The 24,330-nt window shown below is 71.4% G+C and carries 25 protein-coding genes; 8 read left to right on the top strand and 17 right to left on the bottom strand.

Translation table 11 applies throughout. The annotated features are described in order from the left end of the window. Positions 1-59: 59 nt before the first annotated feature. Positions 60-1,994 (bottom strand): ABC transporter ATP-binding protein, encoded by a 1,935-nt coding sequence (locus NE235_RS19640; RefSeq protein WP_252805275.1) that lies wholly within the window; start codon positions 1,992-1,994, stop codon positions 60-62. A gap of 278 nt (positions 1,995-2,272) precedes the next feature. Between NE235_RS19640 and NE235_RS19635 the strand changes: the two genes are divergently transcribed. Beyond that, entirely contained in the window at positions 2,273-4,141 is a 1,869-nt protein-coding gene (locus tag NE235_RS19635) for a Xaa-Pro dipeptidyl-peptidase (RefSeq protein WP_252804985.1), read from the top strand. Positions 4,142-4,192: 51 nt separating this feature from the next. Here the strand turns inward: NE235_RS19635 and NE235_RS19630 are convergent, their stop codons facing one another. The 5 genes from NE235_RS19630 to NE235_RS19610 form a co-directional block, all read right to left on the bottom strand. Beyond that, positions 4,193-4,987 carry an aldo/keto reductase gene (locus NE235_RS19630; RefSeq protein ID WP_252805273.1) on the bottom strand — a complete coding sequence of 265 codons (795 nt, stop codon included), beginning with the start codon at positions 4,985-4,987 and terminating at the stop codon, positions 4,193-4,195. A 165-nt stretch (positions 4,988-5,152) separates the two neighbouring features. Beyond that, a complete protein-coding gene (bioB, locus tag NE235_RS19625; RefSeq protein WP_252804983.1) occupies positions 5,153-6,211 on the bottom strand; it encodes a biotin synthase BioB in 1,059 nt (352 codons plus the stop codon). 193 nt (positions 6,212-6,404) lie between these two features. Then, positions 6,405-7,190, bottom strand: coding sequence for an enoyl-CoA hydratase/isomerase family protein (locus tag NE235_RS19620; protein ID WP_252804981.1), 786 nt, complete (start codon positions 7,188-7,190; stop codon positions 6,405-6,407). Between the two features lie 120 nt (positions 7,191-7,310). Continuing rightward, positions 7,311-7,523 carry a helix-turn-helix domain-containing protein gene (locus NE235_RS19615; protein WP_141961196.1) on the bottom strand — a complete coding sequence of 71 codons (213 nt, stop codon included), beginning with the start codon at positions 7,521-7,523 and terminating at the stop codon, positions 7,311-7,313. Between the two features lie 126 nt (positions 7,524-7,649). Further along, complete coding sequence (locus NE235_RS19610) at positions 7,650-9,248, bottom strand: ABC-F family ATP-binding cassette domain-containing protein (RefSeq protein WP_252804979.1); 1,599 nt, start codon at positions 9,246-9,248, stop codon at positions 7,650-7,652. A gap of 278 nt (positions 9,249-9,526) precedes the next feature. Here NE235_RS19610 and NE235_RS19605 point away from each other — a divergent pair, with 278 nt between their 5' ends. The 4 genes from NE235_RS19605 (at position 9,527) to NE235_RS19590 (ending at position 12,914) form a co-directional block, all read left to right on the top strand. Then, complete coding sequence (locus tag NE235_RS19605) at positions 9,527-9,766, top strand: hypothetical protein (protein ID WP_252804978.1); 240 nt, start codon at positions 9,527-9,529, stop codon at positions 9,764-9,766. A gap of 313 nt (positions 9,767-10,079) precedes the next feature. Continuing rightward, positions 10,080-11,138: a DUF2330 domain-containing protein gene (locus NE235_RS37540; RefSeq protein ID WP_289848878.1), complete on the top strand. Its 1,059-nt coding sequence runs from the start codon at positions 10,080-10,082 to the stop codon at positions 11,136-11,138. Positions 11,139-11,194: 56 nt separating this feature from the next. Then, positions 11,195-11,590, top strand: coding sequence for an ABC transporter permease (locus NE235_RS19595; protein WP_252805271.1), 396 nt, complete (start codon positions 11,195-11,197; stop codon positions 11,588-11,590). A gap of 184 nt (positions 11,591-11,774) precedes the next feature. Then, positions 11,775-12,914, top strand: coding sequence for an EAL domain-containing protein (locus tag NE235_RS19590; protein WP_252804977.1), 1,140 nt, complete (start codon positions 11,775-11,777; stop codon positions 12,912-12,914). Between the two features lie 175 nt (positions 12,915-13,089). Here the strand turns inward: NE235_RS19590 and NE235_RS19585 are convergent, their stop codons facing one another. Further along, the gene (locus NE235_RS19585; RefSeq protein ID WP_252804975.1) at positions 13,090-14,436 is read right to left on the bottom strand and encodes an aminotransferase-like domain-containing protein; all 1,347 of its coding nucleotides are present in this window, start codon (positions 14,434-14,436) and stop codon (positions 13,090-13,092) included. A 95-nt stretch (positions 14,437-14,531) separates the two neighbouring features. Here NE235_RS19585 and NE235_RS19580 point away from each other — a divergent pair, with 95 nt between their 5' ends. Together NE235_RS19580 and NE235_RS19575 are read left to right on the top strand one after the other, a co-directional pair. Beyond that, positions 14,532-15,347, top strand: coding sequence for an alpha/beta fold hydrolase (locus tag NE235_RS19580; RefSeq protein ID WP_252804973.1), 816 nt, complete (start codon positions 14,532-14,534; stop codon positions 15,345-15,347). Further along, a complete protein-coding gene (locus NE235_RS19575; protein WP_252804971.1) occupies positions 15,344-16,105 on the top strand; it encodes an SDR family NAD(P)-dependent oxidoreductase in 762 nt (253 codons plus the stop codon). The genes NE235_RS19580 and NE235_RS19575 overlap by 4 nt, the downstream gene beginning before the upstream one ends. Here the strand turns inward: NE235_RS19575 and NE235_RS19570 are convergent. Then, positions 16,100-16,585, bottom strand: coding sequence for an SRPBCC family protein (locus NE235_RS19570; protein ID WP_252804969.1), 486 nt, complete (start codon positions 16,583-16,585; stop codon positions 16,100-16,102). The two genes, NE235_RS19575 and NE235_RS19570, sit on opposite strands and share 6 nt — an antisense overlap. Positions 16,586-16,608: 23 nt before the next feature. After that, entirely contained in the window at positions 16,609-17,193 is a 585-nt protein-coding gene (locus tag NE235_RS19565; protein WP_252804967.1) for an HD domain-containing protein, read from the bottom strand. 96 nt (positions 17,194-17,289) lie between these two features. Here NE235_RS19565 and NE235_RS19560 point away from each other — a divergent pair, with 96 nt between their 5' ends. Further along, positions 17,290-17,802 carry a hypothetical protein gene (locus tag NE235_RS19560; RefSeq protein WP_252804965.1) on the top strand — a complete coding sequence of 171 codons (513 nt, stop codon included), beginning with the start codon at positions 17,290-17,292 and terminating at the stop codon, positions 17,800-17,802. Positions 17,803-17,821: 19 nt separating this feature from the next. On the opposite strand, the gene NE235_RS19555 is transcribed toward NE235_RS19560, so the two are convergent. From NE235_RS19555 to NE235_RS19520, 8 genes are read right to left on the bottom strand one after another with little or no spacing between them, the layout of a single operon-like run. Then, entirely contained in the window at positions 17,822-18,142 is a 321-nt protein-coding gene (locus NE235_RS19555; RefSeq protein WP_252804963.1) for a metal-sulfur cluster assembly factor, read from the bottom strand. Further along, positions 18,139-18,585, bottom strand: coding sequence for a Fe-S cluster assembly sulfur transfer protein SufU (gene sufU, locus NE235_RS19550; RefSeq protein WP_252804961.1), 447 nt, complete (start codon positions 18,583-18,585; stop codon positions 18,139-18,141). The genes NE235_RS19555 and sufU overlap by 4 nt, the downstream gene beginning before the upstream one ends. Before the next feature lie 40 nt (positions 18,586-18,625). Further along, positions 18,626-19,906, bottom strand: a complete 1,281-nt coding sequence (locus NE235_RS19545; RefSeq protein WP_308206113.1) for a cysteine desulfurase — start codon at positions 19,904-19,906, stop codon at positions 18,626-18,628. Next, a complete protein-coding gene (sufC, locus tag NE235_RS19540; protein ID WP_252804959.1) occupies positions 19,903-20,655 on the bottom strand; it encodes a Fe-S cluster assembly ATPase SufC in 753 nt (250 codons plus the stop codon). The genes NE235_RS19545 and sufC overlap by 4 nt, the downstream gene beginning before the upstream one ends. 7 nt (positions 20,656-20,662) lie before the next feature. Continuing rightward, positions 20,663-20,977, bottom strand: a complete 315-nt coding sequence (locus NE235_RS19535) for a non-heme iron oxygenase ferredoxin subunit (protein WP_252804957.1) — start codon at positions 20,975-20,977, stop codon at positions 20,663-20,665. Then, a complete protein-coding gene (gene sufD / locus NE235_RS19530) occupies positions 20,974-22,089 on the bottom strand; it encodes a Fe-S cluster assembly protein SufD (RefSeq protein ID WP_252804955.1) in 1,116 nt (371 codons plus the stop codon). Before sufD ends, NE235_RS19535 begins: the two co-directional genes overlap by 4 nt. Further along, positions 22,089-23,501 carry a Fe-S cluster assembly protein SufB gene (gene sufB, locus NE235_RS19525; protein ID WP_252804953.1) on the bottom strand — a complete coding sequence of 471 codons (1,413 nt, stop codon included), beginning with the start codon at positions 23,499-23,501 and terminating at the stop codon, positions 22,089-22,091. Before sufB ends, sufD begins: the two co-directional genes overlap by 1 nt. After that, a complete protein-coding gene (locus NE235_RS19520; protein WP_406567601.1) occupies positions 23,498-24,265 on the bottom strand; it encodes a helix-turn-helix transcriptional regulator in 768 nt (255 codons plus the stop codon). The genes sufB and NE235_RS19520 overlap by 4 nt, the downstream gene beginning before the upstream one ends. Between the last annotated feature and the right edge of the window lie 65 nt (positions 24,266-24,330).

Raw genomic sequence — 24,330 nt, 5'->3', positions numbered from 1 at the left:
CCCCGGCGGGGCGGACCGGAGCGGCTCGCCCCGAGGGCCGCGCCGGCCGTCCGAAGCCCTCAGCGCACCGCGTCGGGCACGTCCTGCCGGGCGAACTGCGTGTGGTACAGCTCGCTGTACAGCCCGTCGTGGGCGAGGAGTTCGTCGTGCCGGCCCCGCTCGGCGACGCGGCCGTCGTCGATCACGAGGATCTGGTCGGCCTCGCGGATCGTCGACAGCCGGTGGGCGATGACGATCGACGTGCGTCCCGCCAGCGCCGTGCGCAGCGCCCGCTGCACCGCCGCCTCGGACTCCGAATCCAGGTGGGCGGTCGCCTCGTCGAGCACGACCACCGAGGGGGCCTTGAGCAGCAGCCGGGCGATGGCCAGGCGCTGTTTCTCACCGCCGGACAGCCGGTAGCCCCGGTCCCCGACGACGGTGTCGAGCCCGTCGGGCATGCTCTCGACGAGGTCCCAGATCTGCGCGGCCCGGAGCGCCTCGGCCAGTTCCTCGTCGGTGGCCCCGGGCCGGGCGTACACGAGGTTGGCGCGGATCGAGTCGTGGAACAGGTGCGCGTCCTGGGTGACGACGCCGACCGTGTCGCGCAGTGAGGCGAGGGTCGTGTCCCGTACGTCCTGCCCGCCGATGCGGACGGCGCCCTCCGTGACGTCGTACAGCCGGGACACGAGTTGGGTGATGGTCGTCTTGCCGGCGCCGGAGGGCCCGACCAGAGCGGTCATCGTCCCCGGAGCCGCCCGGAAGCTCACCCCGTGCAGGACCTCGCGGCTCGGCGCGGTGTCGGTCCGCGCGATCGACTCCAGGGAGGCCAGCGAGACCTCGGCGGCCGCCGGATAGCTGAAGACCACGTCGTCGAACTCGATCGCCGGCGCGCCGGACAGGTCGGGATCGGCCGGGCCCCCGGGCGAGGCCGGCTCGGGGGCCGGGCGCTCCGGCAAGGGCCGGGCGCCGGGCTTCTCGTCGACCATCGGCGCCAGGTCGAGGACCTCGAAGACACGGTCGAAGCTGACCAGCGCGGTCATCACGTCGACGTGCACGTTGGACAGCGCGGTCAGCGGGCCGTACATGCGGGTGAGGAGCGTCGCCAGCGCGACGAGCGTGCCGAGCTGGAAACTCCCGTCCACGACGAGCGAGCCGCCGACGCCGTACACCATGGCGGTCGCCAGCGACGCCACCAGCGTGAGCGCGGTGAAGAAGACCCGCCCGTACATCGCGGACGTCACCCCGATGTCGCGCACCCGCCGGGCCCGGTCGGCGAAGCCCGCCGACTCCTCCTCGGGGCGGCCGTAGAGCTTGGCGAGCATCGCGCCGGCGACGTTGAAGCGCTCGGTCATCAGCGAGCTCATCTCCGCGTCGAGCTGCATCTGCTCCCGGCTGATCTTCTGCAGCCGCCGGCCCACCCACTTGGCCGGGAAGATGAAGATCGGTAGCAGCACCAGCGCGACCAGCGTGACCTGCCACGACAGCACGAACATCGTGACGAGCACGAGGATCAGGCTGATCACGTTGGAGACGACGGAGGACAGGGTGGTGGTCAGGGCGCGCTGCGCGCCGATGACGTCACTGTTGAGGCGGCTGACCAGCGAGCCGGTCTGGGCGCGCATGAAGAAGGCGACCGGCATGCGCTGCACGTGGTCGAACACCTGGGTGCGCAGGTCGTAGATCAGCCCCTCGCCGATGCGCGCGGAGTACCACCGCTGGCCGAGCCCGATCAGCGCCTCCACGAGGGCGAGGCCCGCCACGGCGGAGGCCAGCGTGATCACGATCCCGGTCCGGTGCGGCACGATCCCGCGATCGATGATGCTCTTCAGGAGCAGCGGGTTGGCCACGACGATGACGGCGGCCACGGCGTTCAGCGCCAGGAAGAGCACCAGCTCCCGGACGTACGGGCGGGCGTAGCCGGCGATGCGGCGCACCGTGCCGGCCTTGAGTCTCTCCTTGACCACCGACCTGTCGCGGCGGAACGACGCCATCATCATCCAGCCGTTGTCCGGCATCCCCACGGCGGTCCTCCCGACGATTCATCGGCGTAATCATGTAAGCGCGTCGGCAAGAACGTACCGGATCGTTGGTTGATTCCTTCGAGGTCCCGGTTCGTCGCTCGCCGTCGTTCCCAGCCTGCGCCATCCGCACGGGTCTCCGCCATCCGCCGTCCGGCCGAGCCCGCCCCGGCCCGGAGTCCTAGTCCTACCTAGTCCTCTTCCAAAGGGGCTTGTGCCAGATGTCGATCTTGCGTGGAATGTCAGAGCCCCGATCGCCCCCCTACGGAGCCCCCATGCGACAACGCACGCTCGGCGTGATCCTCGCGATCAGCGCCATCGCGGCCGCGCCCGCCGTCACGGCGGGACCGGCCCACGCCGCACCGTCCCCCCACGTCACCGTGTCCGGCGGCGAGACCCAGCCGGTGTTCTCCCGCGCCGACGCCGTCACCCAGACGGTGAACATCGAGGTCCCGGTCGACAGCGACCACGACGGCGTCCGGGACCGGGTGCAGATGCGGATCATGCGCCCCAAGGAGACCGACCAGGGTCTCAAGGTCCCGACCATCGTCGAGCCCAGCCCGTACTGGGCCGGCGGCAACGACGTCCCGAACCACGACGTCGACATCGACGGCCTGAGCGCCCGCGGACTGCGGAAGAACCGGTCGGCCGGCGTCCTCGCCGGCGCCTTTCCCGGCTACTACGACAACTACTTCCTGCCGCGCGGCTACGCCGTCGCCGACCTCGACAGCCTGGGCACCGGCGGCTCGACCGGCTGCCCGACGTCCGGCGCGCGCAACGAGCAGGCCGGTGCCCGCGCCGCCGTCGACTGGCTGACCGGCCGGGCCCGCGGCTGGGCCCCCGACGGCACGCCCGTCAAGGCGACCTGGTCGACCGGGAAGGTCGGCATGATCGGCCAGTCCTACGACGGGACACTGCCGAACATGGCGGCCGCCACCGGCGTGCCGGGGCTCAAGGCGATCGTGCCGATCGCCGGCATCTCCTCCTGGTACGACTACTACCGCGCCAACGGCGGGGTGCTCGCGCCCGGCGGCTTCCAGGGCGAGGACCTCGACGTCCTGGCCAAGTACGTCTACACGCGAGCCGACCAGGAGATCTGCAAGAAGGTCATCGCCGACATCGAGGCGAGGCAGGACCGCGACACCGGCGACTACAGCCGGTTCTGGGACGAGCGGAACTACGTCCAGGACGCCCGGAAGGTGCGCGCCGCCGTGTTCGTCGTGCACGGCCTCAACGACTGGAACGTCAAGACCAAGCAGTCGGTGCAGTGGTGGAACGCGCTCGCCCGCGCCGGCGTGCCCCGGAAGCTGTGGCTGCACCAGGCGAACCACAACACGCCGTTCCGCTGGCGGGTCGAGGAGTGGCTGCGCCAGACGCACCACTGGTTCGACCACTGGCTATACGGGATCGACAACGGCATCATGCGGGAGCCGCGCGTCGACATCGAACGGGCGCCCGGGCGGTGGGAGCAGCACGCGGACTGGCCGGAACCCGGCACTCGCACCGTCGACCTGCACCTGAACGCCTCCGGCGACCTGGCCACGAAGGGACGGCGCGGCGCGGCGCAGTCGATGGTCGACGCGGGCCGCACCCGGACGGCCGAGGAGCTCGCGGCCGACCCGGCGACCGCGGACCTGAACCGGCTCGCCTACCTCACGCCTGAGCTCACCGAGCCGGTGCGGATGGGCGGCACGCCGCGCATCTCGCTGCGCGCCTCCCTCGACGGCCGTTCGCCGTACCTCACCGCGCTGCTGGTCGACTACGGCACCGACACCCGGCCGACCGGCGCGGTGGCGAGCACCGGCGAACAGGTCTGCTACGGCCAGGGGGTGCCGGGCGACGACGGCTGCACCACCCGGACCGCGCACGTCACGGAGACCAAGCCGTTCAAGATCGTGACCCGTGGCTGGCTGGACGCCCGCAACCGGCACGACCCTGCCCGCACCGAGCCGGTCAAGGCCGGGAGGACGTACGACTTCACCTGGGACCTCCAGCCGAACGACTACGTCTTCAAGGCCGGTCACCGGCTGGGTGTCGTCCTGCTGTCCACCGACTACGACTACACGCTGCGTTATCCGGCCGGCACGAGGCTGACCGTGCGGACCGGCGTGAGCGCCCTGCACCTGCCGGTCGCCCCGCGCTGAGACGACGGCGGGCGGGTGGCGTACGACGCCGCCCGCCCGCCGGGCGTCCGCTCACGCGCCGAGGTTGAACTCGTCCGGGTTCGGTCCGGTGCGCTCACCGCGGTCCAGGCCCGCGATGGCGGCCAGGTCGTCCTCGCTCAGGTCGAAGTCGAAGACCTCGATGTTCTCCTTGATGCGGGGCGGCGTGACCGACTTGGGGATCACCACGTTGCCGATCTGCAGGTGCCAGCGCAGGATGACCTGCGCCGGCGTCCTGCCGTGCGCGGCCGCGATCCGGGCGATCGTGTCGTCCTTGAGCAGGTCGCCACCGCTGCCGAGCGGGCTCCACGCCTCCGTGGCGATGCCATGCTCGGCGTGGAACGCCCGCAGCTCCTCCTGCTGGAGGTACGGGTGCAGCTCGATCTGGTTGAGCGCGGGAACGACGTCGGTCTCCTCGAACAGCCGCCGCAGGTGCGGGATGTGGAAGTTCGAGACGCCGATCGCCTTCGCCCGGCCCTCCTTGTAGATCTTCTCGAACGCCTTCCAGGTGTCGACGTAGGCGTCCTTGGCCGGAACGGGCCAGTGGATCAGGTAGAGGTCGACGTAGTCGAGCCCGAGCTTGCCGAGGCTGAGGTCGAAGGCCCGCAGCGCGGAGTCGTACCCCTGATCGTTGTTCCACAGCTTCGTGGTCACGAAGAGCCGGTCGCGGGGCACGCCGGCGGCGGCGATGGCCTTGCCGACGCCCTCCTCGTTCCCGTACGCCGACGCGGTGTCGATGCTGCGGTAGCCCGCCTCGATGGCGGTGGCGACCGCCGGGACGGCCTCCTCGTCGGGGACCTGCCAGACGCCGAAGCCCAGCTGGGGCATGGGGGCGCCGGTGTTCAGGGTGAAGTTCGGGACGGTTGGCACGAGTGTCCTTCCGTTGTCGTCGGGGTTATCGCCTCCGCAGGGTACGGACCCGGCCGGAACGCGCCTCCAGCCGGGTCCGTTTTACCGCCCAGAGGGCGGATTAGCCGCCGAGGGGGCGGACCATCACGTATTGCCCTCTATGTCGGTACCTATGCCTCGATCCCGGAGGACGACGAGATCGTGCCGCGCCTCCGGGCCGGACGGCCGTTCGGCGCCCTCGACGACGAAGCCCGCGTCCGCGATCATGCGCAGGTCGTCGTCGCCCGCCTGGCCCTCGCTCGTGAGATAGTCGCCGAGGAAGATCGAGTTCACGACGTGCAGCGCGAGCGGCTGCAGGCCGCGCAGGTGGATCTCCCGCCCGCCGGCCAGCCGCACCTCCACGTCGGGGAAGACCAGCCGGAACAGCGCGAGGACGCGCAGGCAGCGCAGCGGCGTCAGCTCCCACTTCCCGGCCAGCGGCGTGCCCTCGAACGGGATGAGGAAGTTCACCGGGACCGAGTCCGGGCTCAGCTCCCGGAGCGCGAACGCGACGTCGATGACGTCGTCGTCGCTCTCCCCCATGCCGAAGATCGCTCCCGAGCACGGCGACAGCCCGGCCGCCGCCGCCTCGTTGACCGTGTCGACCCGGTCCTGGAACCCGTGCGTCGTGCAGATGTCGCCGTAGCGGCCGGCGCTGGTGTTGAGGTTGTGGTTGTAGGCGAACGCCCCGGCCTCGCGGAGCTGCTCGGCCTGGCCCGGCTTCAGCAGGCCGAGGCACACGCAGACCTCGACGTCACGTGCGGCGATCTCCCGCACGGCCGCGCTGACCCGGTCGATGTCCCGCTGGGCGGGGCCCCGGCCGCTGGCGACCAGGCAGACCCGGCGTGCGCCGCGCGCGACCGCCTGGTCGGCGGCGCGGACCATCTCTTCGGTGTCCTGCCAGGAGTACTTAAGGATGTCGGCGTCGGACCCCTTGCGCTGGGAGCAGTAGAAGCAGTCCTCCGGGCACAGGCCGCTCTTCATGTTGACCAGGTAGTTGAGCTTCACCCGGTTGCCGAAGAACGCCCGGCGCACCCGGCCGACGGCCGCGACCAGGTCCAGCGTGTCCTCGTCGGAGACGGCGAGCACCGTACGGGCCTCATCGCGGGTCGGCGCCTCCCGGCGCATCGCCTTGGCCACGATCGGATCCACGAGATCGTCCATGAGGGCGAGTCTGCCGTGTCCCGGCCGGCGCGCGGAGGAGCCACCGGCACAACAGGGCGGACCGTGGCTTGTAGGCGCGGTCCACTTGACCGGCCGTGCTCCGGGGAGACGCCGTCGCGGGCGGGCACCGGGAAGGCCGCCGGGCGGGCCGCCGGGCGGGCCGCCGGGCGGGCCGCCGGGCGGGCCGCCGGGCTCAGGAGGCCGCCGGCGCGGCGGCCGGGCCGCCGAGGAGGGGCACCTGCTCGCGGCGCTCGGCCGCCGCCTGCTCCTCGAGGGTGTTGTGCGGCGCCTGCCGGATGAGCCGCTTGGTCGCCGCCGCGGTCTCCGGCCGGACCTGCAGGATCGCCGCGACGAGGTCGGCGACCGCGGAGTCGAGCTCGGCGGCGGGCACGACCAGCTCGGCCAGGCCGAGGCGCGCGGCCTCCTCGGCGAAGACGGTGCGCGTCGTCAGGCAGAGCTCCAGGGCCCGTGGCACTCCGACGATGTCGACGAGCGGCTTGGTGCCGGTGAGATCCGGGACGATGCCGAGCGCGGGCTCCTTCATGGCGAACTTCACGTCGTCGGCCACCACGCGCAGGTCGCAGGCGAGGGCGAGCTGGAAGCCGCCGCCGATCGCGTGCCCCCGCACGGCGGCGATCGAGACGATGTCGGGACGGCGCAGCCAGAGGTAGCCGGCCTGCAGTCCGGCGATGAAGGCCTCGTCGCGCGGGCCGGAGGTGTCCTCGCCGGGCACGCCCTCGGGGCTGAAGAGACGCAGGTCGATGCCGGCGGAGAAGGACGGGCCGTCGCCGCGTACGACGACGACGCGGACGGTGCCGGGCAGCGTCTCGCCGATGCGGGCGAGCGTGTGCCACGTGCTGAAGGTCAGGGCGTTGCGCCGCTCCGGCCGTGCGAGACTGATCGTCGCCACGGCGCCGTCGACGTCGAGGCGCAGGCCTGCTCGCTGAAGCTCGGCAGGGTCGAGCGGTGAGTCCGCCATGACGCTCCTTCCGCGTGTGCGTCGTGGCGGACGGGCCCGCCACCGTGCCCGACCCTAGCGGGTCGGGCACGGTGGCCTCTCATGCGGTCCGGCGCCGAGAGCTGGGGGGAGTAGTGTCCGTCAGGACTTCTTACCGCGGGTAGCCCCGCCGCGTCCGCGCAGGTTCACGCCGGACTCGGTGAGGATGCGGTGGATGAAGCCGTACGACCGTCCGGTTGCGGCAGCCAGGGCACGGATGCTCTCGCCGGAGTCGTAGCGCTTCTTCAACTGCTCCGCCAACTTGTCTCGCTCGGCACCGGTCACGCGGGTGCCCTTCTTTAGGGTCTCGGCCACGAGTACCTCCCGTAGTGATGCGGTGACCGCTGCGTTATCCCCAGCCATGATCAGACATCTGAGCGCGATCGGCTACCCACTACGCCAGAAAAGATCTGCTTCGTTGTGTCAAGGTTGCGCTGCAGGTCAGGCAAGTGCCACGAGATCGGAAAATTCGTCACTCCAGATGTCCTCAACACCATCCGGGAGCAAGATCACTCTTTCCGGTTGCAGCGCCTCCACCGCACCCTCGTCGTGAGTGACCAGAACGATCGCTCCGGTGTACGTCCGGAGGGCCGCCAGGATCTCCTCCCGGCTCGCCGGGTCGAGGTTGTTCGTCGGCTCGTCCAGCAGCAGCACATTGGCGCTGGACACGACGAGAGTGGCGAGTGCGAGGCGGGTCTTCTCGCCTCCGGACAGCACGCCGGCGGGCTTGTCGACGTCGTCGCCGGTGAACAGGAACGAGCCCAGGATCTTGCGCACCTCCGTCTCCGGGAGGTCCGGGGCGGCCGAGCGCATGTTCTCCAGGACCGTACGGCCGACGTCGAGGGTCTCGTGCTCCTGCGCGTAGTACCCCAGGCGCAGGCCGTGCCCGTCGACACGCTCGCCCGTGTCGGGCTTTTCGACGCCCGCGAGCAGGCGCAGCAGGGTCGTCTTGCCCGCTCCGTTGAGGCCCAGGATGACGACCCGACTGCCCCTATCAACCGCTAGGTCGACATCCGCGAAGACTTCCAACGAACCGTACGATTTGGACAAAGCTCGTGCCATGAGCGGCGTTTTGCCGCACGGGGCCGGCGCGGGGAACCGAATCTTGGCCACTTTGTCAGCTTGGCGCTCCTCTTCGACCCCGGCCAGGAGCCGCTGCGCACGGCGTTCCATCTGCTGGGCGGCCTTCGCCTTGGTCGCCTTCGCGCGCATCTTGTCGGCCTGGGCCTGCAGGGTGCCCGCCTGGCGCTCGGCGTTCGCGCGCTCCCGTTTGCGGCGCCGCTCGTCGGTCTCCCGCTGGGTGAGGTAGGTCTTCCAGCCGACGTTGTAGATGTCGATGACGCACCGGTTCGCGTCGAGGTGGATGACCTTGTTCACCACCGCGTCGAGCAGGCCGACATCGTGGCTGATCATGATCAGCCCGCCCTGGTGCGACTTGAGGTAGTCGCGCAGCCAGGAGATCGAGTCGGCGTCCAGGTGGTTGGTCGGCTCATCGAGCAGCAGCGTGTCGGCGCCCGAGAACAGGATGCGGGCCAACTCCACCCGGCGGCGCTGGCCGCCGGACAGCGTGCGCAGCGGCTGGCCGAGCACCCGGTCCGGCAGGTTGAGGCTGGAGGCGATGGAAGCCGCCTCGGCGTCGGCGGCGTACCCGCCGAGCACGTGCAGCCGGTCCTCCAGCCGGCCGTACTTGCGGACCGCCTTGTCGCGCTCGGCGCCCTCGGCCGTCGCCATCTTCACCTCGGCCTCGCGCATCTGCCGGATGACCTCGTCCAGGCCGCGCGCGGACAGGATGCGGTCGCGGGCGAGGACGTCGAGGTCGCCGGTGCGCGGATCCTGCGGCAGGTAGCCGACGGTGCCGGACCGCGTCACCTCGCCGGCGGCCGGCAGGCCCTCACCGGCGAGAACCTTGGTGAGGGTGGTCTTGCCGGCGCCGTTGCGGCCGACCAGGCCGACGCGGTCGCCGGGGTTGACGCGGAACGAGGCTCCCTCGAGCAGCAGACGGGAGCCGGCGCGAAGTTCGATGTCACGGGCGGTGATCACAGTGAGAACGCTCCTGGGGGGCGGGCTGGGAGAGGCGGGACGACGAAAAGGGCGCCGCCCGGAGGCCCGATGGCCCGGCCGCGCCCTTGGAGCGCCTGATCAGCTCGCAAGCATGCCTTCAGTGTAGGGGACGCCGCCCATGGATCTTGACATCATCGCGCGGGCGGCCCGGCTCGGTGATCTTGGACACGTGTGGCGGCCGGGATCAGGGGAAGCGTGTACGGCGAGCCGGCCCGCCGACGGACGGGCCGTCACCCACGACGAGAGGGAGGCGCGTGATGGCCGAGGCACGGTCCAGAGAGGAGCTGGAGGAGGAGCTCCAGGTGGTCGAGGACGACATCGCGTCCCTGCGGCCGACGCTGGAGGACCTGCGCCGCACGATCGGCCAGCAGGAGGACGGCCCCACCGACCCGGAGGAGCGGTCCGTCCAGCTGCAGAACGTCGAGGAGCAGGAGGCGATCCTGCGGCGGATGGAGGACAGGCGCGTGGAACTGCTCCGGCGGCTGGGCAAGGAGTGACCCCTCAACGCCCTCGTCCCGGTCCGATTCAGGTACCCGAACGGGGAGTCTCCCCGTGGTCGCGCGCCCGCTCGGAGACGAGAGTGGAAGCCGACCGTTCCGCCCCGCTCCCCATCGAGGATGAGGTCTTCTGATGCGTCGTATCCGGATCAAGGTCAAACGCCCGCGTCCGACTCCGGCCACCGACCTGGACCTGCGCACTCCCTCCGGCCGCCAGCTCCCGTACTAGACCCGGCTCCGGCCGTTGGCCCAGGGTGACCCGATCGTGATCAACGGGGCGCAACCGCGGTGCCACCGCCCCCGTCTGAGCGGCATGCGCATGCTCACCCGGATCCTGGTTCCCCTCGTGGTGGCCGCGGCGGCGCTCGGAGCCGTCCGGCCGTCCTGGGCCTGCGGCTGCGGAGCCCTGATCACCTCCAGGGATTCGGGGGTGAACGTCGCCGCGGAGACCTCGATCGTCCGCTACGACGGCGCGTCGGAGGAGATCGTCATGCGGCTGTCGGTGCGGTCGCGTGCCCGCGACGCCGCCTGGCTGATGCCGACCCCGTCCCGTGCCACGGTGACGCTCGGCGAGCACGGCTGGTTCGACCAGCTGGACCGGCTCACCGAGCCGAAGGTCGTCCGGCGCAGGCACTGGTTCCCGGAGCGCGATGGCGGCGACCGCGTGGCGGGCGCTCCGGCGCCGGCGGGCGGCGGGGTCGGGGTGCTCGCCCGGCAGCGGCTCGGCCCCTTCGAGGTGACGACCCTCTCGGCGGCCGACTCCCGCGCCCTCGCGGCGTGGCTCACCGCACACGGCTACCACCTGAAGGGCCGCCTGGGCCAGGCGCTCGCACCGTACGTGGCGAAGCGGTGGACGTACACGGCGATCAGACTGGCGCCCGAGAGCGGACCCCTCTCGGGCGAGCTCGACCCGTTGCGCATCAGGTTCACCGCGGACGCCCCGGTCTACCCGATACGACTGTCCCGGCTGGCGAGCACGCCCCAGGCCGTGCACCTGTACGTCCTCGCGCCGCACCGGGTCGGCGTCCGCGGCCTCGGCCTGTTCACCACCTACGCGGGCCGGGTGAGTCCCGCGCAGGTCGCCTCTCCCGGGTTGCGCTCGCTCCTGGGCGGCGGCGCGTTCCTGACCGAGTTCGTGCGCCAGGGGATCCCGCCGGCCGACTTCACCGACGACCTGGGCTTCGCTTACACCGCCGACACGCCGTACCGGCAGGTGCGGTACGAGGAGGGCGGCCTGGTGACGTTCCTCGGCCTCCCCGCCTTCCTGTGGTTCCTCGCGGTACCCGTCGCGGTGGCGGCGGCCCTGGGGGCGATCCTCCTGACCCGGCTGCGGAGACGCCGGGCACGGCGCTCCCTCCGGCCTGCCCCCTGATCGATATCTCCGTCACCCTCGGTTTGGGAACGGCCACGCGGCGGAAGGATGCCCGCATGTGGATCGCTCCCGAACGCCGGCGCGCGGGCCGGTGGATCGCGCCGGCGCTGGCCGTGACCGCCGGCGTGGCGATCGGGGCAACCGAGACCGCCCGAGGGCACGTGGCGACGGGTCTGGTGGGCCTGGCCGTGCTCCTCGGTTACGGCGCGCTGCTCGGGTACCGCCGGGGTGAGGCGGTCCTCACGCTCCATGAGGCGTTCGGGTTCGGACGGCGCTCCGGGATCCACCTGCGAGCCGCCGCCATGACCGGTGACGTGCTCGTGGGCGTGCTCGTGGCGGCGATGCTGGTCCAGGCGCTGCGCGGCGCCGAGATCGGGCTGCTCGCCGGCCTGGCCGCCGTCGCCGGAGTGACGTACTTCCTGTCCGTCCTGATGCTGAACCGCACCTACTGACCCTCGCGTCGTGCCGGCCGGCCGGGCGGCGCGCCGGAACCGCCTCGGATTCGGCAGGTTACGGAAGCCCCGTCGGCCGCGGCAGGGACCGCCCGATATCACAAGTGCGGCAATCGGGGGAATTCCCGATGAATACTGAGGTCAGCGGCATGCTGGAGCGTTAGGAACGTCGCAGAATCGTTCCGTGACCGCTTTCGCCGCCGCCCCTGGTGGCCCGGAGTCCGCGTTCGCGGGACGTTCGGACGTTCCGCCCCGGACCCATGTCACGTTCCATCCGATCGTCGACCTCGAGGCGGGCACCGTCGTGGCCGTGGCCCCCTCGGTGCCCGGAGCCCCGGTTCCCGATCCGGACGGCGAGGTCGACCGCGCGATCGAGGCCGCCCGGGCCCTGTCCAGCACGGAGACGCTGCTCCCCCTCCAGCTGGTCCTGCGGATGAGCACCCTCGCCTACGACCGGCCGATGGAACGCCTCCACCGGACGCTCGCCGGCCTGGGCCGCCGTCCCGGCGGCGTCATCGTCTCGGTGACGGGCGACTCCGCCGGGATGTCGCTGGACGAGGCCGCCGCGCGGCTCGGCGGACTTCGCTCGGCCGGCTACCTCCTCGCCCTGGAGGCGGGCGACCTGCCGACCCGGTTCGTCGCCGACATGGCCCCGACGGTGCTGGTCCTGGACCCCGCGGTGACCCGGCGGTCCGCGGCCGACCCCCGGCGCTCGGCGGTCGCGGAGGCGTTCGTGGCGCTGGGCCGCCGCATCGGCGGGCACGTGCTCGCGCCGGGCGTCGTCTCCGACGACCAGCTCACGCACCTGCGGGGACGCGGCGTGCGGCTGGCGCAGGGACCGCTGCTGGCACCCCGGGACTGGCGGCCCGGCATGCCGGTGACCGTCCCGGTGGGCTCCCGCGGCCTGGAGCGCGACCGGCTCGGCCCGCGCGTCACGGAGTTCATGATGCCGGCCACGGTGATGCCCGACACGGCCACCGCCGAGGAGGTGCTCTCGGTGTTCAACGCGCAGCCGGCCACCAGCAGCGTCGTCCTCGTCGACCGGACCGAACGCCCACGGCACACGGTCGACCGCACGCGTTTCCTGCTCCGCCTGGCCGGCGCGTACGGCCATGCCCTGCACGCGCAGAAACCCGCCGCCCGGCTGGCCGACCCGCCCCGCTCCGTGCCCCGGACGGTGCCCGCGATCGCGGCCCTCCGCGCGGCGGGAGATGACGCCGAGCGTGTCTACGACGATCTCGTGGTGACCGACGAGCTCGGCCGCTGCCTGGGCGTCGCCCGGGTCGGCGACCTCATCCGCAGCCTGTCCGCCCTCGACCACTGAGGCCCGGCCACGCGGCCGCGTCCGGCGGGCCGGACGGGGCCGCCGGCCCGGCACATCATCCGGGCCCGAAGGCTCTGGGACCGGCCGCTCGGGGCCCGGCCGCTCCCTGCCCTGAAGGCTCTCGGTCCGGAGGCGCTCCGCCCTGAAGGCACTCAGCCCCTGAAGGCCCCAGGCTCTACTCGATCTCGGCATCGTCGGGAGCGCTCCCGGCCAGCGCCGCCAGGGTCTCCAGGGCCGCGGCGAGAGTGCCGATCGGCGGTGCCGACAGGGCGAGCCGTACGGCGTTGGGCGCCTGAGCGGTGACCACGGTGAAGGCCGCGCCGGGGGTGACCGCGATGCCACGGCGAGCGGCGGCCGCGACGAACGTGTCGGCCCGCCAGGGTTCCGGCAGCCGCCACCAGCAGTGGAATGCCCGCGGATCGGCGTCGACGGCGAACTCGGCGAGATGCTCGCGTACGAGGCGCTGGCGGGCCACCGCATCGCGGCGTTTCAGCTCCTGGAGGGCCGTGACCGTGCCGTCGGTGAGCCACCGCGTCGCGGCCTCGACGGCGAACCGCGGCGCGGTCCAGCCGCCTGAGCGCAGCGCCGAGGCGACCCGGTCGCCGATCACCTCCGGTGTCACCGCGAACCCGACGGTCAGGCCCGGGGCCACCCGCTTGGACAGGCTGTCGACGACGATGACGTGGTCCGGCGCGAACGCGGCCAGCGGCGCGGGCCCGTCGTCGCGGAGGAACGTGTAGATGCCGTCCTCCACCGCGTAGATCCCGAGGTCCCGCAGAGCGTCCGCGATCTCGGAGCGCCGGCGTTCGGGCATGGTGACGCCGAGCGGGTTGTGCAGCGTCGGCTGGAGGTAGACGGCCCGCAGCGGCCCGGCCGACCGGATGGCCTCCGGCAGCACGCCGCACTCGTCCATCGCGAGCGGGACCAGCCTGATGCCGAGGCGGGCGGCGATGCCCTTGACCAGCGGGTAGGTCAGCTCTTCGACGCCGACGCGGTCACCGGCCGGAGCCAGGGCCGCGAGCGCGGCGGCGATCGCCTGCCGCCCGTTGCCCGCGAGCCGCAGGTGTCCCGGGTCGGGCGACCAGCCCGGACGGGACAGCATCGCGGCCGCCGCCTCGCGCATGGCGGACGTGCCGGCCGCCCCCATGGGGGCCAGCGCGCCCGCCAGCACGTCGGGGCGCAACATCCCGTCCAGGCTCTGCGCGAGGAGCGCCGGCTGCTCGGGCGGCACGGAGAAGTTCAGCTCCAGATCCACCCGTGCCCGGGCCGGCTCGGCGAGGGCGGGCTCGCTCGGCGGCGCCGCGGCACGGATGAACGTGCCGCGCCCCACCTCCCCGACCGCGAGGCCGCGGCGGATCAGCTCCCCGTAGACCCGTGCCGCCGTGGAACCGGCGATGCGATGCCGGCGGGCGAACTGCCGCTGCGGCGGGAGCCGGTCGCCGGGCCGGAGCCGCCCGGAGGCGATCTGTGCCGCCACCGCGTCGGCGAGCCGCCGGTAGTCGTCCATCACGTCCCCGCTCACGACTTTGCTCCGAGAGCAATTCTCTCTATTGCTCCGAGATATTGCTCCTCATAGCATCGAGCCGTCAAGCCCCGCACGTGAAGGAGAGCTCCGACGTGGGCACATTCACCAATGGTCCGGTCACCATCGCGTACGACGATCACCGTCCCGACGGCACCGGGCCGCCCCTGGTGCTCGTGCACGGCCACCCCTTCGACCGCTCGATGTGGGCGCCTCAGGTGGAGCACGTCGGCCGGACCGGGCGGCGAGTGATCGCCTCGGACCTGCGCGGCTACGGCCGGAGCACGGTCGTCCCGGGCAGGACGCCGCTCCAGGTCTTCGCTCAGGACATCGCCGATCTCCTCGACCGTCTCGGCGTGGATGAGATCGTGCTCGGCGGGCTGTCCATGGGCGGCCAGATCGTGATGGAGTTCCACCGTCTGTTCCCCGACCGGCTGCGCGGCCTCGTGCTCGCCGACACGACTCCCCAGGCGGAGACCGAGGAGAGCAGGCGGGCGCGGGAGGCGATGGCCGACCGGCTGCTCCGGGAGGGCATGGACGGCTACGCGAAGGAGGTCCTGCCCAAGATGGTCGCGCCGGCCAACCTCCGGCGGTATCCCGCGGTGGCCGAGCACGTCCTCGGGATGATGCGCGGGACCCCTCCGGACGGGGCCGCCGCCGCGCAGCTCGGCCGCGCCGAGCGCCCCGACTACGTCGCGTCACTGGCACGCGTCCGCGTGCCCGCGCTCATCGTCGTCGGCGACGAGGACGAGTTCACCCCGATCGCCGACGCGCGGCTCATGCACGAGCTCATCCCCGGTTCCACGCTCGTGGTGGTCGAGGGCGCCGCGCACATGCCCAACCTCGAACGGCCCGCCGTGTTCAACGAGGCGCTGAGCACGTTCCTCGACGCGATTCCCGGGGAGCGATGAGCCCGATGGTCACGACCGCGTTCGTCACCGGCGCGAGCACCGGGTTCGGTGCCGCGATCACCCGCCGCCTCGCCGCCGGCGGCACCCGCGTCGTCGCGTCGGCTCGGAGGGCGGGCCTGCTCGCCGACGTGGCGGCCGACCATCCCGGCCTGGTGCACCCGCTCGAGCTGGACGTCCGGGACCGAGCGGCCGTCGAGGACGCGATCGCCGGTCTCCCGGCGCGGTTCGCGGACATCGACCTCCTGGTCAACAACGCCGGCCTCGCCAAGGGCCTCGAGCCCGCGCAGGACGCCGACCTGGACGACTGGGACCAGATGCTCGACACCAACTGCAGGGGCCTCATGTACTGCACGCGCGCGATCCTGCCCGGCATGGTGGCGCGCGGCCGGGGTCACGTGATCAACGTGGGCTCGGTCGCCGGGACCTACCCCTATCCCGGAGGCAATGTCTACGGCGCGACCAAGGCATTCGTCCACCAGTTCAGCCAGAACCTGCGCAGCGACCTGCACGGCACGGGCGTCCGCGTCACCTGTGTCGAACCCGGCATGTGCGGCGGCACCGAGTTCTCCGCCGTACGCTTCGGCGGGGATCGGGAGAAGGCCGGCGCCGTCTACGCGGGGATGCGGCCGCTCGGCCCCGCCGACATCGCCGAGGCGGTGTCATGGGCGTCGTCACTGCCGGCCCACGTCAACATCAACGTCATCGAGCTGATGCCCGTCGCGCAGAGCTTCGCGGCGTTCCAGGTCCACCGGTCATGAGACCTCCAGAGCGGCCTTGATGCGGGCGAGGGTCGTGCGCATGCCCTGCCGGTTCACCTCGGCGCGCCCGTCGGCGGGGACGCCGGTGAAGACCCTGCCGAGGAGCGAGGCGAACGCCGCGCCCCGGCCCGCCCGCCGCAGGTCCTCCCAGCGCTCGGTCAACCGGGTCGAGCCGTCCCCGGCCGGTTCGACCCGGTAACCCCACACGGCGACCGGTATGCCGAAGGTCGTCACCCGGAACGCGAACGCCCTGCCCGGCACGGCCTCGGTGACCCGGCAGTTCGTGAACCACACGCGGGCGCCGACCCGGTTGAACCCGACGAAGGCCAGGCCGGGGACCACCCGGCGGCCGCGCACCCGGACCGCGAAGACCTCCGGGCTCCACTCCCCCATCCGGCGCGGGTCGGCGACCGCCGCGTACACGCGCTCCGGCTCCGCGTCGATGACGACGCTCTCCTCGATCGTCCACTGGCGTCCCATCGGACGATCATCTCGCACGACGGTCAGCGCAGGTGGGCGAAGCGCTCCTGCCAGGCGGCGAACCAGCCGGCGAACCAGGGCTCTGTCGCGGCCAGCGGCACGATGTAGGTGACCGTCTCGGCGTGGTAGCGGCGCTGGAAGTCCGGCGGCATGCGGTCCAGCGTCTGGACGTTGCTGACCCGGTCGGCGAGCTTCACGAGGATCGCCTCACGGGGCGCGTCGCGCAGGCGCCGCAGGTAGGAGACCTTCGCGGCGCGCTTGGCGGCCTTGCCCTCCACCGGCGGCTTGGTGACCCAGTCCACCAGCTCCCCGACCTCCGGGCCGAACGCGGCCTCGACGTCGGCGAGCGTCGCTCCGGTGTCCTCGACCGTATCGTGCAGCAGGGCCGTCACGAGCACGTCCGTGTCGGTGACGCCGGCGCCGCGGACCAGGACCTCGAGGGCCTCGAACAGGTGCTCGGCGTACGGCGCGCCGGTGGGCCGCCGCTGCTCGCCGTGCCAGCGCAGCGCGGCCTCGGCCGCGCGGTCCAGGGCCGCCACGTCGACGGGATGCGCCGCCAGGGCGGCGCGGGCCTGCTCCCAGGTCCGCCAGTTCGTGAAGGTCTCCACGCTGTCATCTCCTCTAGCTGACCGGGCACCGTCACGAGGTCGTCTCAATCGCCTCTGAGCGTGCGCCGAACCGTACCGTCGCGAGATGATCGCACGGTGAGAAATCCGCCCGACGATCACGCCGTCGCGGTGTGGATATGGCCCAGGGCGCTCCCGCTCGCCGCGATCTTCGGGCCGGCGTGGGACGGCGCGGAGGTCCGCGCCCGTTTCCTCACCCTGACCGGCCAGTGGCAGGCCCGCCATCCGGCGCCGTCGGCCGTGGGCCGGGCGGGCGGGCCACGGCCCGGGCAGTGGATGTGGCATCCGCCCGCCCGCCGCATCTATGACTGTCACACGTACGAGGCCGGGGACGACTGGCTCGAGGTGGCGATCCGGATGGAGTCGGTCGACTTCTACCCGGACCACTGCCGGCTCGGAGCCAGCCTGACCATCGCCTGCCGCTGCGAGATCCCGCACCCCGGTCATCACACGATCGTGGAGACCTCGTGGCGCACCGGCGGACCCGCCGGTGCGCTCGACGCGCTGACCGCGGTGCTGCGCTACACCGACCAGTGGATCGCCAACTCCCAGCAGCCGGCGGGCTGGCGCCGGCACGCCGGGCTGGACTGACGGCGGGGACCGAACGGGCTCAGACGTTGAAGCCGAGGGCGCGCAGCTGCTCGCGGCCGTCCTCGGTGATCTTGTCCGGGCCCCACGGCGGCAGCCACACCCAGTTGATCGTGACCTTCTCGACCAGGCCCTCCAGGGCGCTCGCCGTCTGGTCCTCGATCACGTCGGTGAGCGGGCAGGCCGCACTGGTGAGCGTCATGTCGAGGGTGACGACGTTGCCGTCGTCGATGTTGACGCCGTAGACCAGTCCCAGGTCGACCACGTTGATCCCGAGTTCGGGGTCGACGACGTCCCTCATCGCCTCGAGGACGTCGTCCTCGGCGACCTTCGTGTCGCTCATGAGTCGCTGCCTTCCATGGCTTTCGCGGTCGCGTCCTTCCACGCCATCCAGGCGAGCAGGGCGCACTTGATACGGGCGGGGTACTTCGACACCCCGGTGAAGGCGACGGCGTCCTCGAGGATGTCCTCGTCGGGCTCGACCTGCCCGCGCGACTGCATCAGCTTGAGGAACTCGTCGCCGGTCACCATCGCGTCCTTCACCGGCCTGCCGATGACGAGGTCGGTCATCACCGAGGCGCTGGCCTGGCTGATCGAACACCCCATCGCGTCGTAGGACACGTCGGCGACCTCGTCGCCGTCGAGGCGGACGCGCAGGGTCACCTCGTCACCGCAGGTCGGGTTCACATGGTGCACCTCGGCGTCGTACGGCTCCCGGAGGCCCTTGTGATGGGGATTCCGGTAGTGGTCCAGGATGATGTCCTGGTACATCGACTCGAGCTGCATCTGCTTCCCTTCTCCACAGCGGCCGATGGGGGGTGCAACGTCAGGCGCTGCCGAAGAATTTCTGCGTCTCCCGCAGGCCCTCGACGAGCGCGTCGACGTCGGCCGGGGTGTTGTAGAAGTACAGCGACGCGCGGGTGCTCGCGGTCACCCCGAAGCGCCGGTGCAGCGGGCGCGCGCAGTGGTGACCGGCGCGTACGGCGATGCCGTGGGCGTCCAGCACCTGGCTGACGTCGTGCGGGTGGATCTCGCGGCCGTCCGGTCCCTCCAGGGTGAAGGAGATCGCGGTGCCGCGGTCCTCGGCCTCGGTGGGCCCGAGGATCCGCACGCCCTCGACCGCGGTGAGCGACTTGAGGGCGTACGCCAGCAGTTCGTGTTGCTGGTCCGCGATGTCGTCGATGCCCACGGCGGTGAGGTAGTCGATCGCGGCGCCGAGCCCGGCGGCCTCGGCGATCGGCATCGTGCCGGCCTCGAACTTGTGCGGCGGCGGCGCGAACGTCGAGCCCTCCATCGCGACCGTCTCGATCATCTCGCCGCCGCCGAGGAACGGCGGCAGCGTCTCGAGCAGCTCGAGGCGGCCCCACAGCACCCCGATGCCGGTCGGGCCGCACAGCTTGTGCGCCGTGAACCCGTAGAAGTCGACGCCGAGCTCCTGGACGTTCACCCGCATGTGCGGCACGGCCTGCGCGCCGTCGGCGAGCACGAGCGCGCCGACCGCGTGCGCCCGGTCCGCGATGAGGCGGATCGGGTTGATGGTGCCGAGGACGTTCGACTGGTGCGCGACCGCGACGATCTTCGTACGCTCGTTGATGAGCTCGTCGATGTCGCTCAGGTCGAGGCGGCCGTCGTCGGTCACCCGGAACCAGCGGAGCGTCGCGCCGGTGCGCTGGGCGAGCAGCTGCCACGGCACGATGTTGGAGTGGTGCTCCATCTCGGTGATGACGATCTCGTCACCGGGGCCGACGCGGAACCGCTCGGCCTCCGGCCCGGCCGTCGCCGCGTTGCCCATGGCGTAGGCGACGAGGTTGATGCCCTCGGAGATGTTCTTGGTGAACACCACCTCGGACTCGCTGCCCGCGCCGATGAAGTTCGCGACCTTGATCCGGGCGCCTTCGTACGCCTCGGTCGCCTCTTCGCCGAGCTGGTGCGTCGCCCGGTGGATGTTGGCGTTGTGCCGGGCGTAGTAGTCCTCGATCGCGTCGATCACCTGGCGGGGCTTCTGCGAGGTGTTCGCGCTGTCGAGGTAGACCAGGGGCCGCCCGTCACGGACGGTCCTGGTCAGGATCGGGAAGTCCGCCCGGATCCGCTCGACGTCGATGCTCACGCGGAAGCGCCTGCCTTCGTGAACCGCTCGTAGCCTTCGTTCTCCAGCAGCTCGGCCAGCTCCGGGCCGCCCTCCTCGACGACGCGGCCGGCCGCGAAGACGTGCACGAAGTCCGGCTTCACGTAGCGGAGGATGCGGGTGTAGTGCGTGATCAGCAGCACGCCGGTCTCGCCGCCGGAGCGGAACCGGTTCACGCCCTCGGAGACGATCTTCAGCGCGTCGATGTCGAGGCCGGAGTCGGTCTCGTCGAGCACCGCGACCTTCGGCTTGAGCATCTCGAGCTGGAGGATCTCGTGGCGCTTCTTCTCACCGCCGGAGAAGCCCTCGTTCAGGTTGCGCTGGGCGAACGCCGGGTCGATCTGCAGCTCGGCCATGGCCGAGCGCATCTCCTTGGAGAACTCCCGCAGCTTCGGCGCCTCGCCGCGCACCGCGGTGACCGCCGTGCGCAGGAAGTTCGACACCGACACGCCCGGCACCTCGACGGGGTACTGCATGGCGAGGAACAGGCCGGCGCGGGCCCGCTCGTCGACGGCCATGTCCAGGACGCTCTCGCCGTCCAGGAGGACCTCGCCGCTCGTGACGGTGTACTTCGGGTGACCGGCGATGGCGTAGGCGAGGGTGGACTTGCCGGAGCCGTTCGGCCCCATGATGGCGTGGGTCTCGCCCGCCTTCACGGTCAGGTCGACGCCCCGGAGGATCTCCTTGTCCTCGACGGAGACGTGCAGGTCGCGGATCTCAAGCGTGGCCATGGTGGTTTCAGGACTCCTTGAGCGACACGTACACGTCGTCGCCCTCGATCTTCACTGGGTACGTGGGGACCGGCTGCGTGGCCGGCGGGTTGGTGGGCTTACCGGTGCGCACGTCGAAGCACGAGCCGTGCAGCCAGCACTCGATGGTGTTGTTGTAGACCTCGCCCTCGCTGAGGGCCACCTCGGCGTGCGAGCAGACGTCGCGCAGCGCGTAGACCTCGCCGTCGACGCGGACGACCGCCACCGGGGTGCCGTCGATCTCGACGGCGAGGGCGCCCTCGGCGGGCAGCTCGGACAGGCCGCAGGCGCGGGTGAAGCTCATCGGTCGATCTCCTCGTCGATGGCGGCCATGACCCGCTCCTTCAGCTCCGGCAGGTCGATCCTGTCGATGAGCTGTCCCAGGAAGCCGCGCACGACCATCCGCCGGGCGGTGTCGTACGGGATGCCCCGTGCCTGGAGGTAGAACAGGTGCTGGTCGTCGAGGCGGCCGGACGCCGAGGCGTGCCCCGCACCGGCGACCTCGCCGGTGAGGATCTCGAGGTTCGGCACCGAGTCGACCCGCGTGCCGTCGGTGAGCACGAGGTTGCGGTTCAGCTCGTACGTGTCGGTGCCCTCGGCCTCGGCCCGGATGATCACGTCGCCGATCCAGACGGCGTGCGCGTCCTCGTCCTGCAGCGCGCCGCGGTAGTCGACGCGGCTGCGGCAGTTCGGCTGGGTGTGGTCGACGAGCAGGCGGTGCTCCAGGTGCTGGCCGCCGTCGGCGAAGTAGACGCCGTACAGCTCCGCGTCGCCGCCCGGCGCGTCGTACGCGACGGAGGGGGCGACGCGCACCACGTCGCCGCCCAGGCTGACGGTGAAGCTCTTGAACCGCGCGTCCCGGCCCAGCTTCGCGTGCTGGTGCGACAGGTGAACGGCGTCGGAGGCCCAGTTCTGCAGGCTGAACACCGTGAGCGCGGCGCCGTCGCCGACGACGAACTCGACGTTGTCGGCGTAGGCGGCCGAGCCGATGTGGTCCAGCACGACCGTGGCCTGTGCGAACGGCTCGAGGATGATGGTGGTGTGGCCGTACGCGACGCCACCCTCGCCGCGCAGTGTGAGGACGGTCGGCTCGGTGGCCACGACCTCCTTGCGCACGGTCACGACGGTCGCGTGGGCGTACGAGGCGTACGCCTGCGCGCTGACGCGGTCGGCGGGGACGTACGCCTTGCCGATCCGCTCGTCGTCGCGGCCCACCGTCTCCACGGTGACCTCGGGCGCCGCGGCCACGTCCACGATCACCTTGCCGTCGGCCGCCGCGCCCTTGTGCAGGTCGCGCAGGCGGCGCAGCGGGGTGAACCGCCACTCCTCCTCGCGGCCGGTCGGCACCGGGAAGTCGGCGACGTCGTACGAGGCGTGCTCGTGGAGCGTGGTCAGCTGCTTGGTCTCGATGCCCATCAGCCCACCGCTCCTTCCATCTGCAGCTCGATCAGGCGGTTGAGCTCGAGCGCGTACTCCATCGGCAGCTCGCGCGCGATCGGCTCGACGAACCCGCGCACGATCATCGCCATCGCCTCGTCCTCGGTGAGGCCACGGCTCATGAGGTAGAACAGCTGGTTCTCCGAGACCTTCGAGACGGTGGCCTCGTGGCCCATCTCGACGTCGTCCTCGCGGACGTCGACGTAGGGGTAGGTGTCGGAGCGGCTGATCTGGTCGACCAGCAGCGCGTCGCACTTGACGGTCGACTTGGAGTGCTCGGCGCCCTCCTGCACCTGGACCAGGCCGCGGTAGCTCGTACGGCCGCCGCCGCGCGCCACGGACTTGGAGATGATGGTCGAGGAGGTGTTCGGCGCGGCGTGCACCATCTTGGCGCCGGCGTCCTGGTGCTGGCCCTCACCGGCGAAGGCGATGGACAGCGTCTCACCCTTGGCGTGCTCGCCCATGAGGTAGACCGCCGGGTACTTCATCGTCACCTTGGAGCCGATGTTGCCGTCGATCCACTCCATCGTGCCGCCCTCATAGCAGACGGCGCGCTTGGTGACGAGGTTGTAGACGTTGTTCGACCAGTTCTGGATGGTCGTGTAGCGGCAGCGCGCGTTCTTCTTCACGACGATCTCGACGACCGCGGAGTGGAGCGAGTCGGACTTGTAGATCGGCGCGGTGCAGCCCTCGACGTAGTGGACGTACGCGCCCTCGTCGACGATGATCAGCGTCCGCTCGAACTGGCCCATGTTCTCGGTGTTGATCCGGAAGTAGGCCTGCAGCGGGATCTCGACGTGCACGCCCGGCGGCACGTAGATGAAGGACCCGCCCGACCACACGGCGGAGTTCAGCGCGGCGAACTTGTTGTCGCCGACCGGGATCACCGAGCCGAAGTACTCCTGGAAGATCTCCGGGTACTCCTTGAGGCCGGTGTCGGTGTCGAGGAAGATGACGCCCTGCTTCTCCAGGTCCTCGCGAATCTGGTGGTACACGACCTCGGACTCGTACTGGGCCGCGACGCCGGCGATGAGGCGCTGCTTCTCCGCCTCGGGGATGCCGAGCTTGTCATAGGTGTTCTTGATGTCGGCCGGGAGCTCGTCCCACGACGCGGCCTGCTTCTCCGTCGACCGGACGAAGTACTTGATGTTGTCGAAGTCGATGTCGGAGAGGTCGGCGCCCCACGTCGGCATCGGCTTCTTGCCGAACAGGCGCAGGCCCTTCAGGCGAAGGTCGAGCATCCAATCGGGCTCGTTCTTCTTCCCCGAGATGTCGCGGACGACCTCTTCGGACAGCCCGCGACGGGCCGAGGCGCCGGCCACGTCGGGGTCGGCCCAGCCGAACTTGTACTTGCCGAGCCCCTCGAGCTCGGGGTGGGCTGCCGTGGTCATACGGAGGTGCCTCCGGACTCCTGCTTGTCGAACTTGACGGTCTTATCGGGTTTTTCGGTCAGTTCACGTGACGTCACGTGGGTCGTACATATTCCATCGCCGTGCGCGATCGTGGCCAGCCGTTGCACGGGGACGCCGAGCAGCCGCCCGAACGCCGCCGTCTCCGCCTCGCACAACTGCGGGAACCGTGCCGCGACGTGCGCGACCGGGCAGTGGTGCTGGCAGAGCTGCTGCCCGCCCGCCGGCGCCGTGCTGGCCGAGGCGGCGTAGCCGTCCGCGGACAGCGCCTCCGCCAGGGCGCGGACCCGCTGCTGCGGCGGCACGACCCGGATGGACGCGCCGTAGCGCGCCTCCAGGTCGCCCACCTGCCGCAGGGCGAACTCCACGACGGCCTCCTCGCCGAGCTTGTCGGCCAGGAACCGCAGGGCGTTGGCCGCCAGATCGTCGTAGGCGTGCACGAAGGCGCTGCGCCCGGCGTCGGTGATGGCGAACAGCTTCGCCGGGCGGCCGCGCCCGCGCCTCGACTGCGGACGGCTCCGCCGCTCCTCGATCATCTCCTCGGCGAGGAGGGTCTCGAGGTGGCGGCGCACGGCCGCGGGCGTGAGCCCGAGCCGCTGTCCGAGCGCCGAGGCGCTGATGGGACCATGTTCAAGAATCAGCCGTGCCACTCGAGCGCGGGTCGTGCGCTCGGCGTGATTTGGACCGAGCGCGGGCACGCCGGCGGCCGCCAGGTCGTCGCTCGTCGTCTCGGTCACGTTTTTCACAACATCAGTGTGGCCTAATTCCTTCCCCCGACACAAACCGTCCTCGGTAATCTGGCTCACTTAGG

Origin of the sequence: Actinoallomurus spadix, assembly GCF_024055725.1 — a bacterium.
Lineage (GTDB): Bacteria > Actinomycetota > Actinomycetes > Streptosporangiales > Streptosporangiaceae > Actinoallomurus > Actinoallomurus spadix.
The sequence above is the reverse complement of the archived record's forward strand: the minus strand, read 5'-3'. Positions and strand labels throughout refer to the sequence as shown.

What these genes read in the sequence shown, in the direction of transcription:
- NE235_RS19640 (WP_252805275.1), bottom strand. Translation starts at nt 1,994, where the DNA reads ATGCCGGACAACGGCTGGATGATGATGGCGTCGTTCCGCCGCGACAGG.
- NE235_RS19635 (WP_252804985.1), top strand. Translation starts at nt 2,273, where the DNA reads ATGCGACAACGCACGCTCGGCGTGATCCTCGCGATCAGCGCCATCGCG.
- NE235_RS19630 (WP_252805273.1), bottom strand. Translation starts at nt 4,987, where the DNA reads ATGCCCCAGCTGGGCTTCGGCGTCTGGCAGGTCCCCGACGAGGAGGCC.
- bioB (WP_252804983.1), bottom strand. Translation starts at nt 6,211, where the DNA reads ATGGACGATCTCGTGGATCCGATCGTGGCCAAGGCGATGCGCCGGGAG.
- NE235_RS19620 (WP_252804981.1), bottom strand. Translation starts at nt 7,190, where the DNA reads ATGGCGGACTCACCGCTCGACCCTGCCGAGCTTCAGCGAGCAGGCCTG.
- NE235_RS19605 (WP_252804978.1), top strand. Translation starts at nt 9,527, where the DNA reads ATGGCCGAGGCACGGTCCAGAGAGGAGCTGGAGGAGGAGCTCCAGGTG.
- NE235_RS37540 (WP_289848878.1), top strand. Translation starts at nt 10,080, where the DNA reads ATGCGCATGCTCACCCGGATCCTGGTTCCCCTCGTGGTGGCCGCGGCG.
- NE235_RS19595 (WP_252805271.1), top strand. Translation starts at nt 11,195, where the DNA reads ATGTGGATCGCTCCCGAACGCCGGCGCGCGGGCCGGTGGATCGCGCCG.
- NE235_RS19575 (WP_252804971.1), top strand. Translation starts at nt 15,344, where the DNA reads ATGAGCCCGATGGTCACGACCGCGTTCGTCACCGGCGCGAGCACCGGG.
- NE235_RS19570 (WP_252804969.1), bottom strand. Translation starts at nt 16,585, where the DNA reads ATGGGACGCCAGTGGACGATCGAGGAGAGCGTCGTCATCGACGCGGAG.
- NE235_RS19555 (WP_252804963.1), bottom strand. Translation starts at nt 18,142, where the DNA reads ATGAGCGACACGAAGGTCGCCGAGGACGACGTCCTCGAGGCGATGAGG.
- sufU (WP_252804961.1), bottom strand. Translation starts at nt 18,585, where the DNA reads ATGCAGCTCGAGTCGATGTACCAGGACATCATCCTGGACCACTACCGG.
- sufC (WP_252804959.1), bottom strand. Translation starts at nt 20,655, where the DNA reads ATGGCCACGCTTGAGATCCGCGACCTGCACGTCTCCGTCGAGGACAAG.
- NE235_RS19535 (WP_252804957.1), bottom strand. Translation starts at nt 20,977, where the DNA reads ATGAGCTTCACCCGCGCCTGCGGCCTGTCCGAGCTGCCCGCCGAGGGC.
- sufD (WP_252804955.1), bottom strand. Translation starts at nt 22,089, where the DNA reads ATGGGCATCGAGACCAAGCAGCTGACCACGCTCCACGAGCACGCCTCG.
- sufB (WP_252804953.1), bottom strand. Translation starts at nt 23,501, where the DNA reads ATGACCACGGCAGCCCACCCCGAGCTCGAGGGGCTCGGCAAGTACAAG.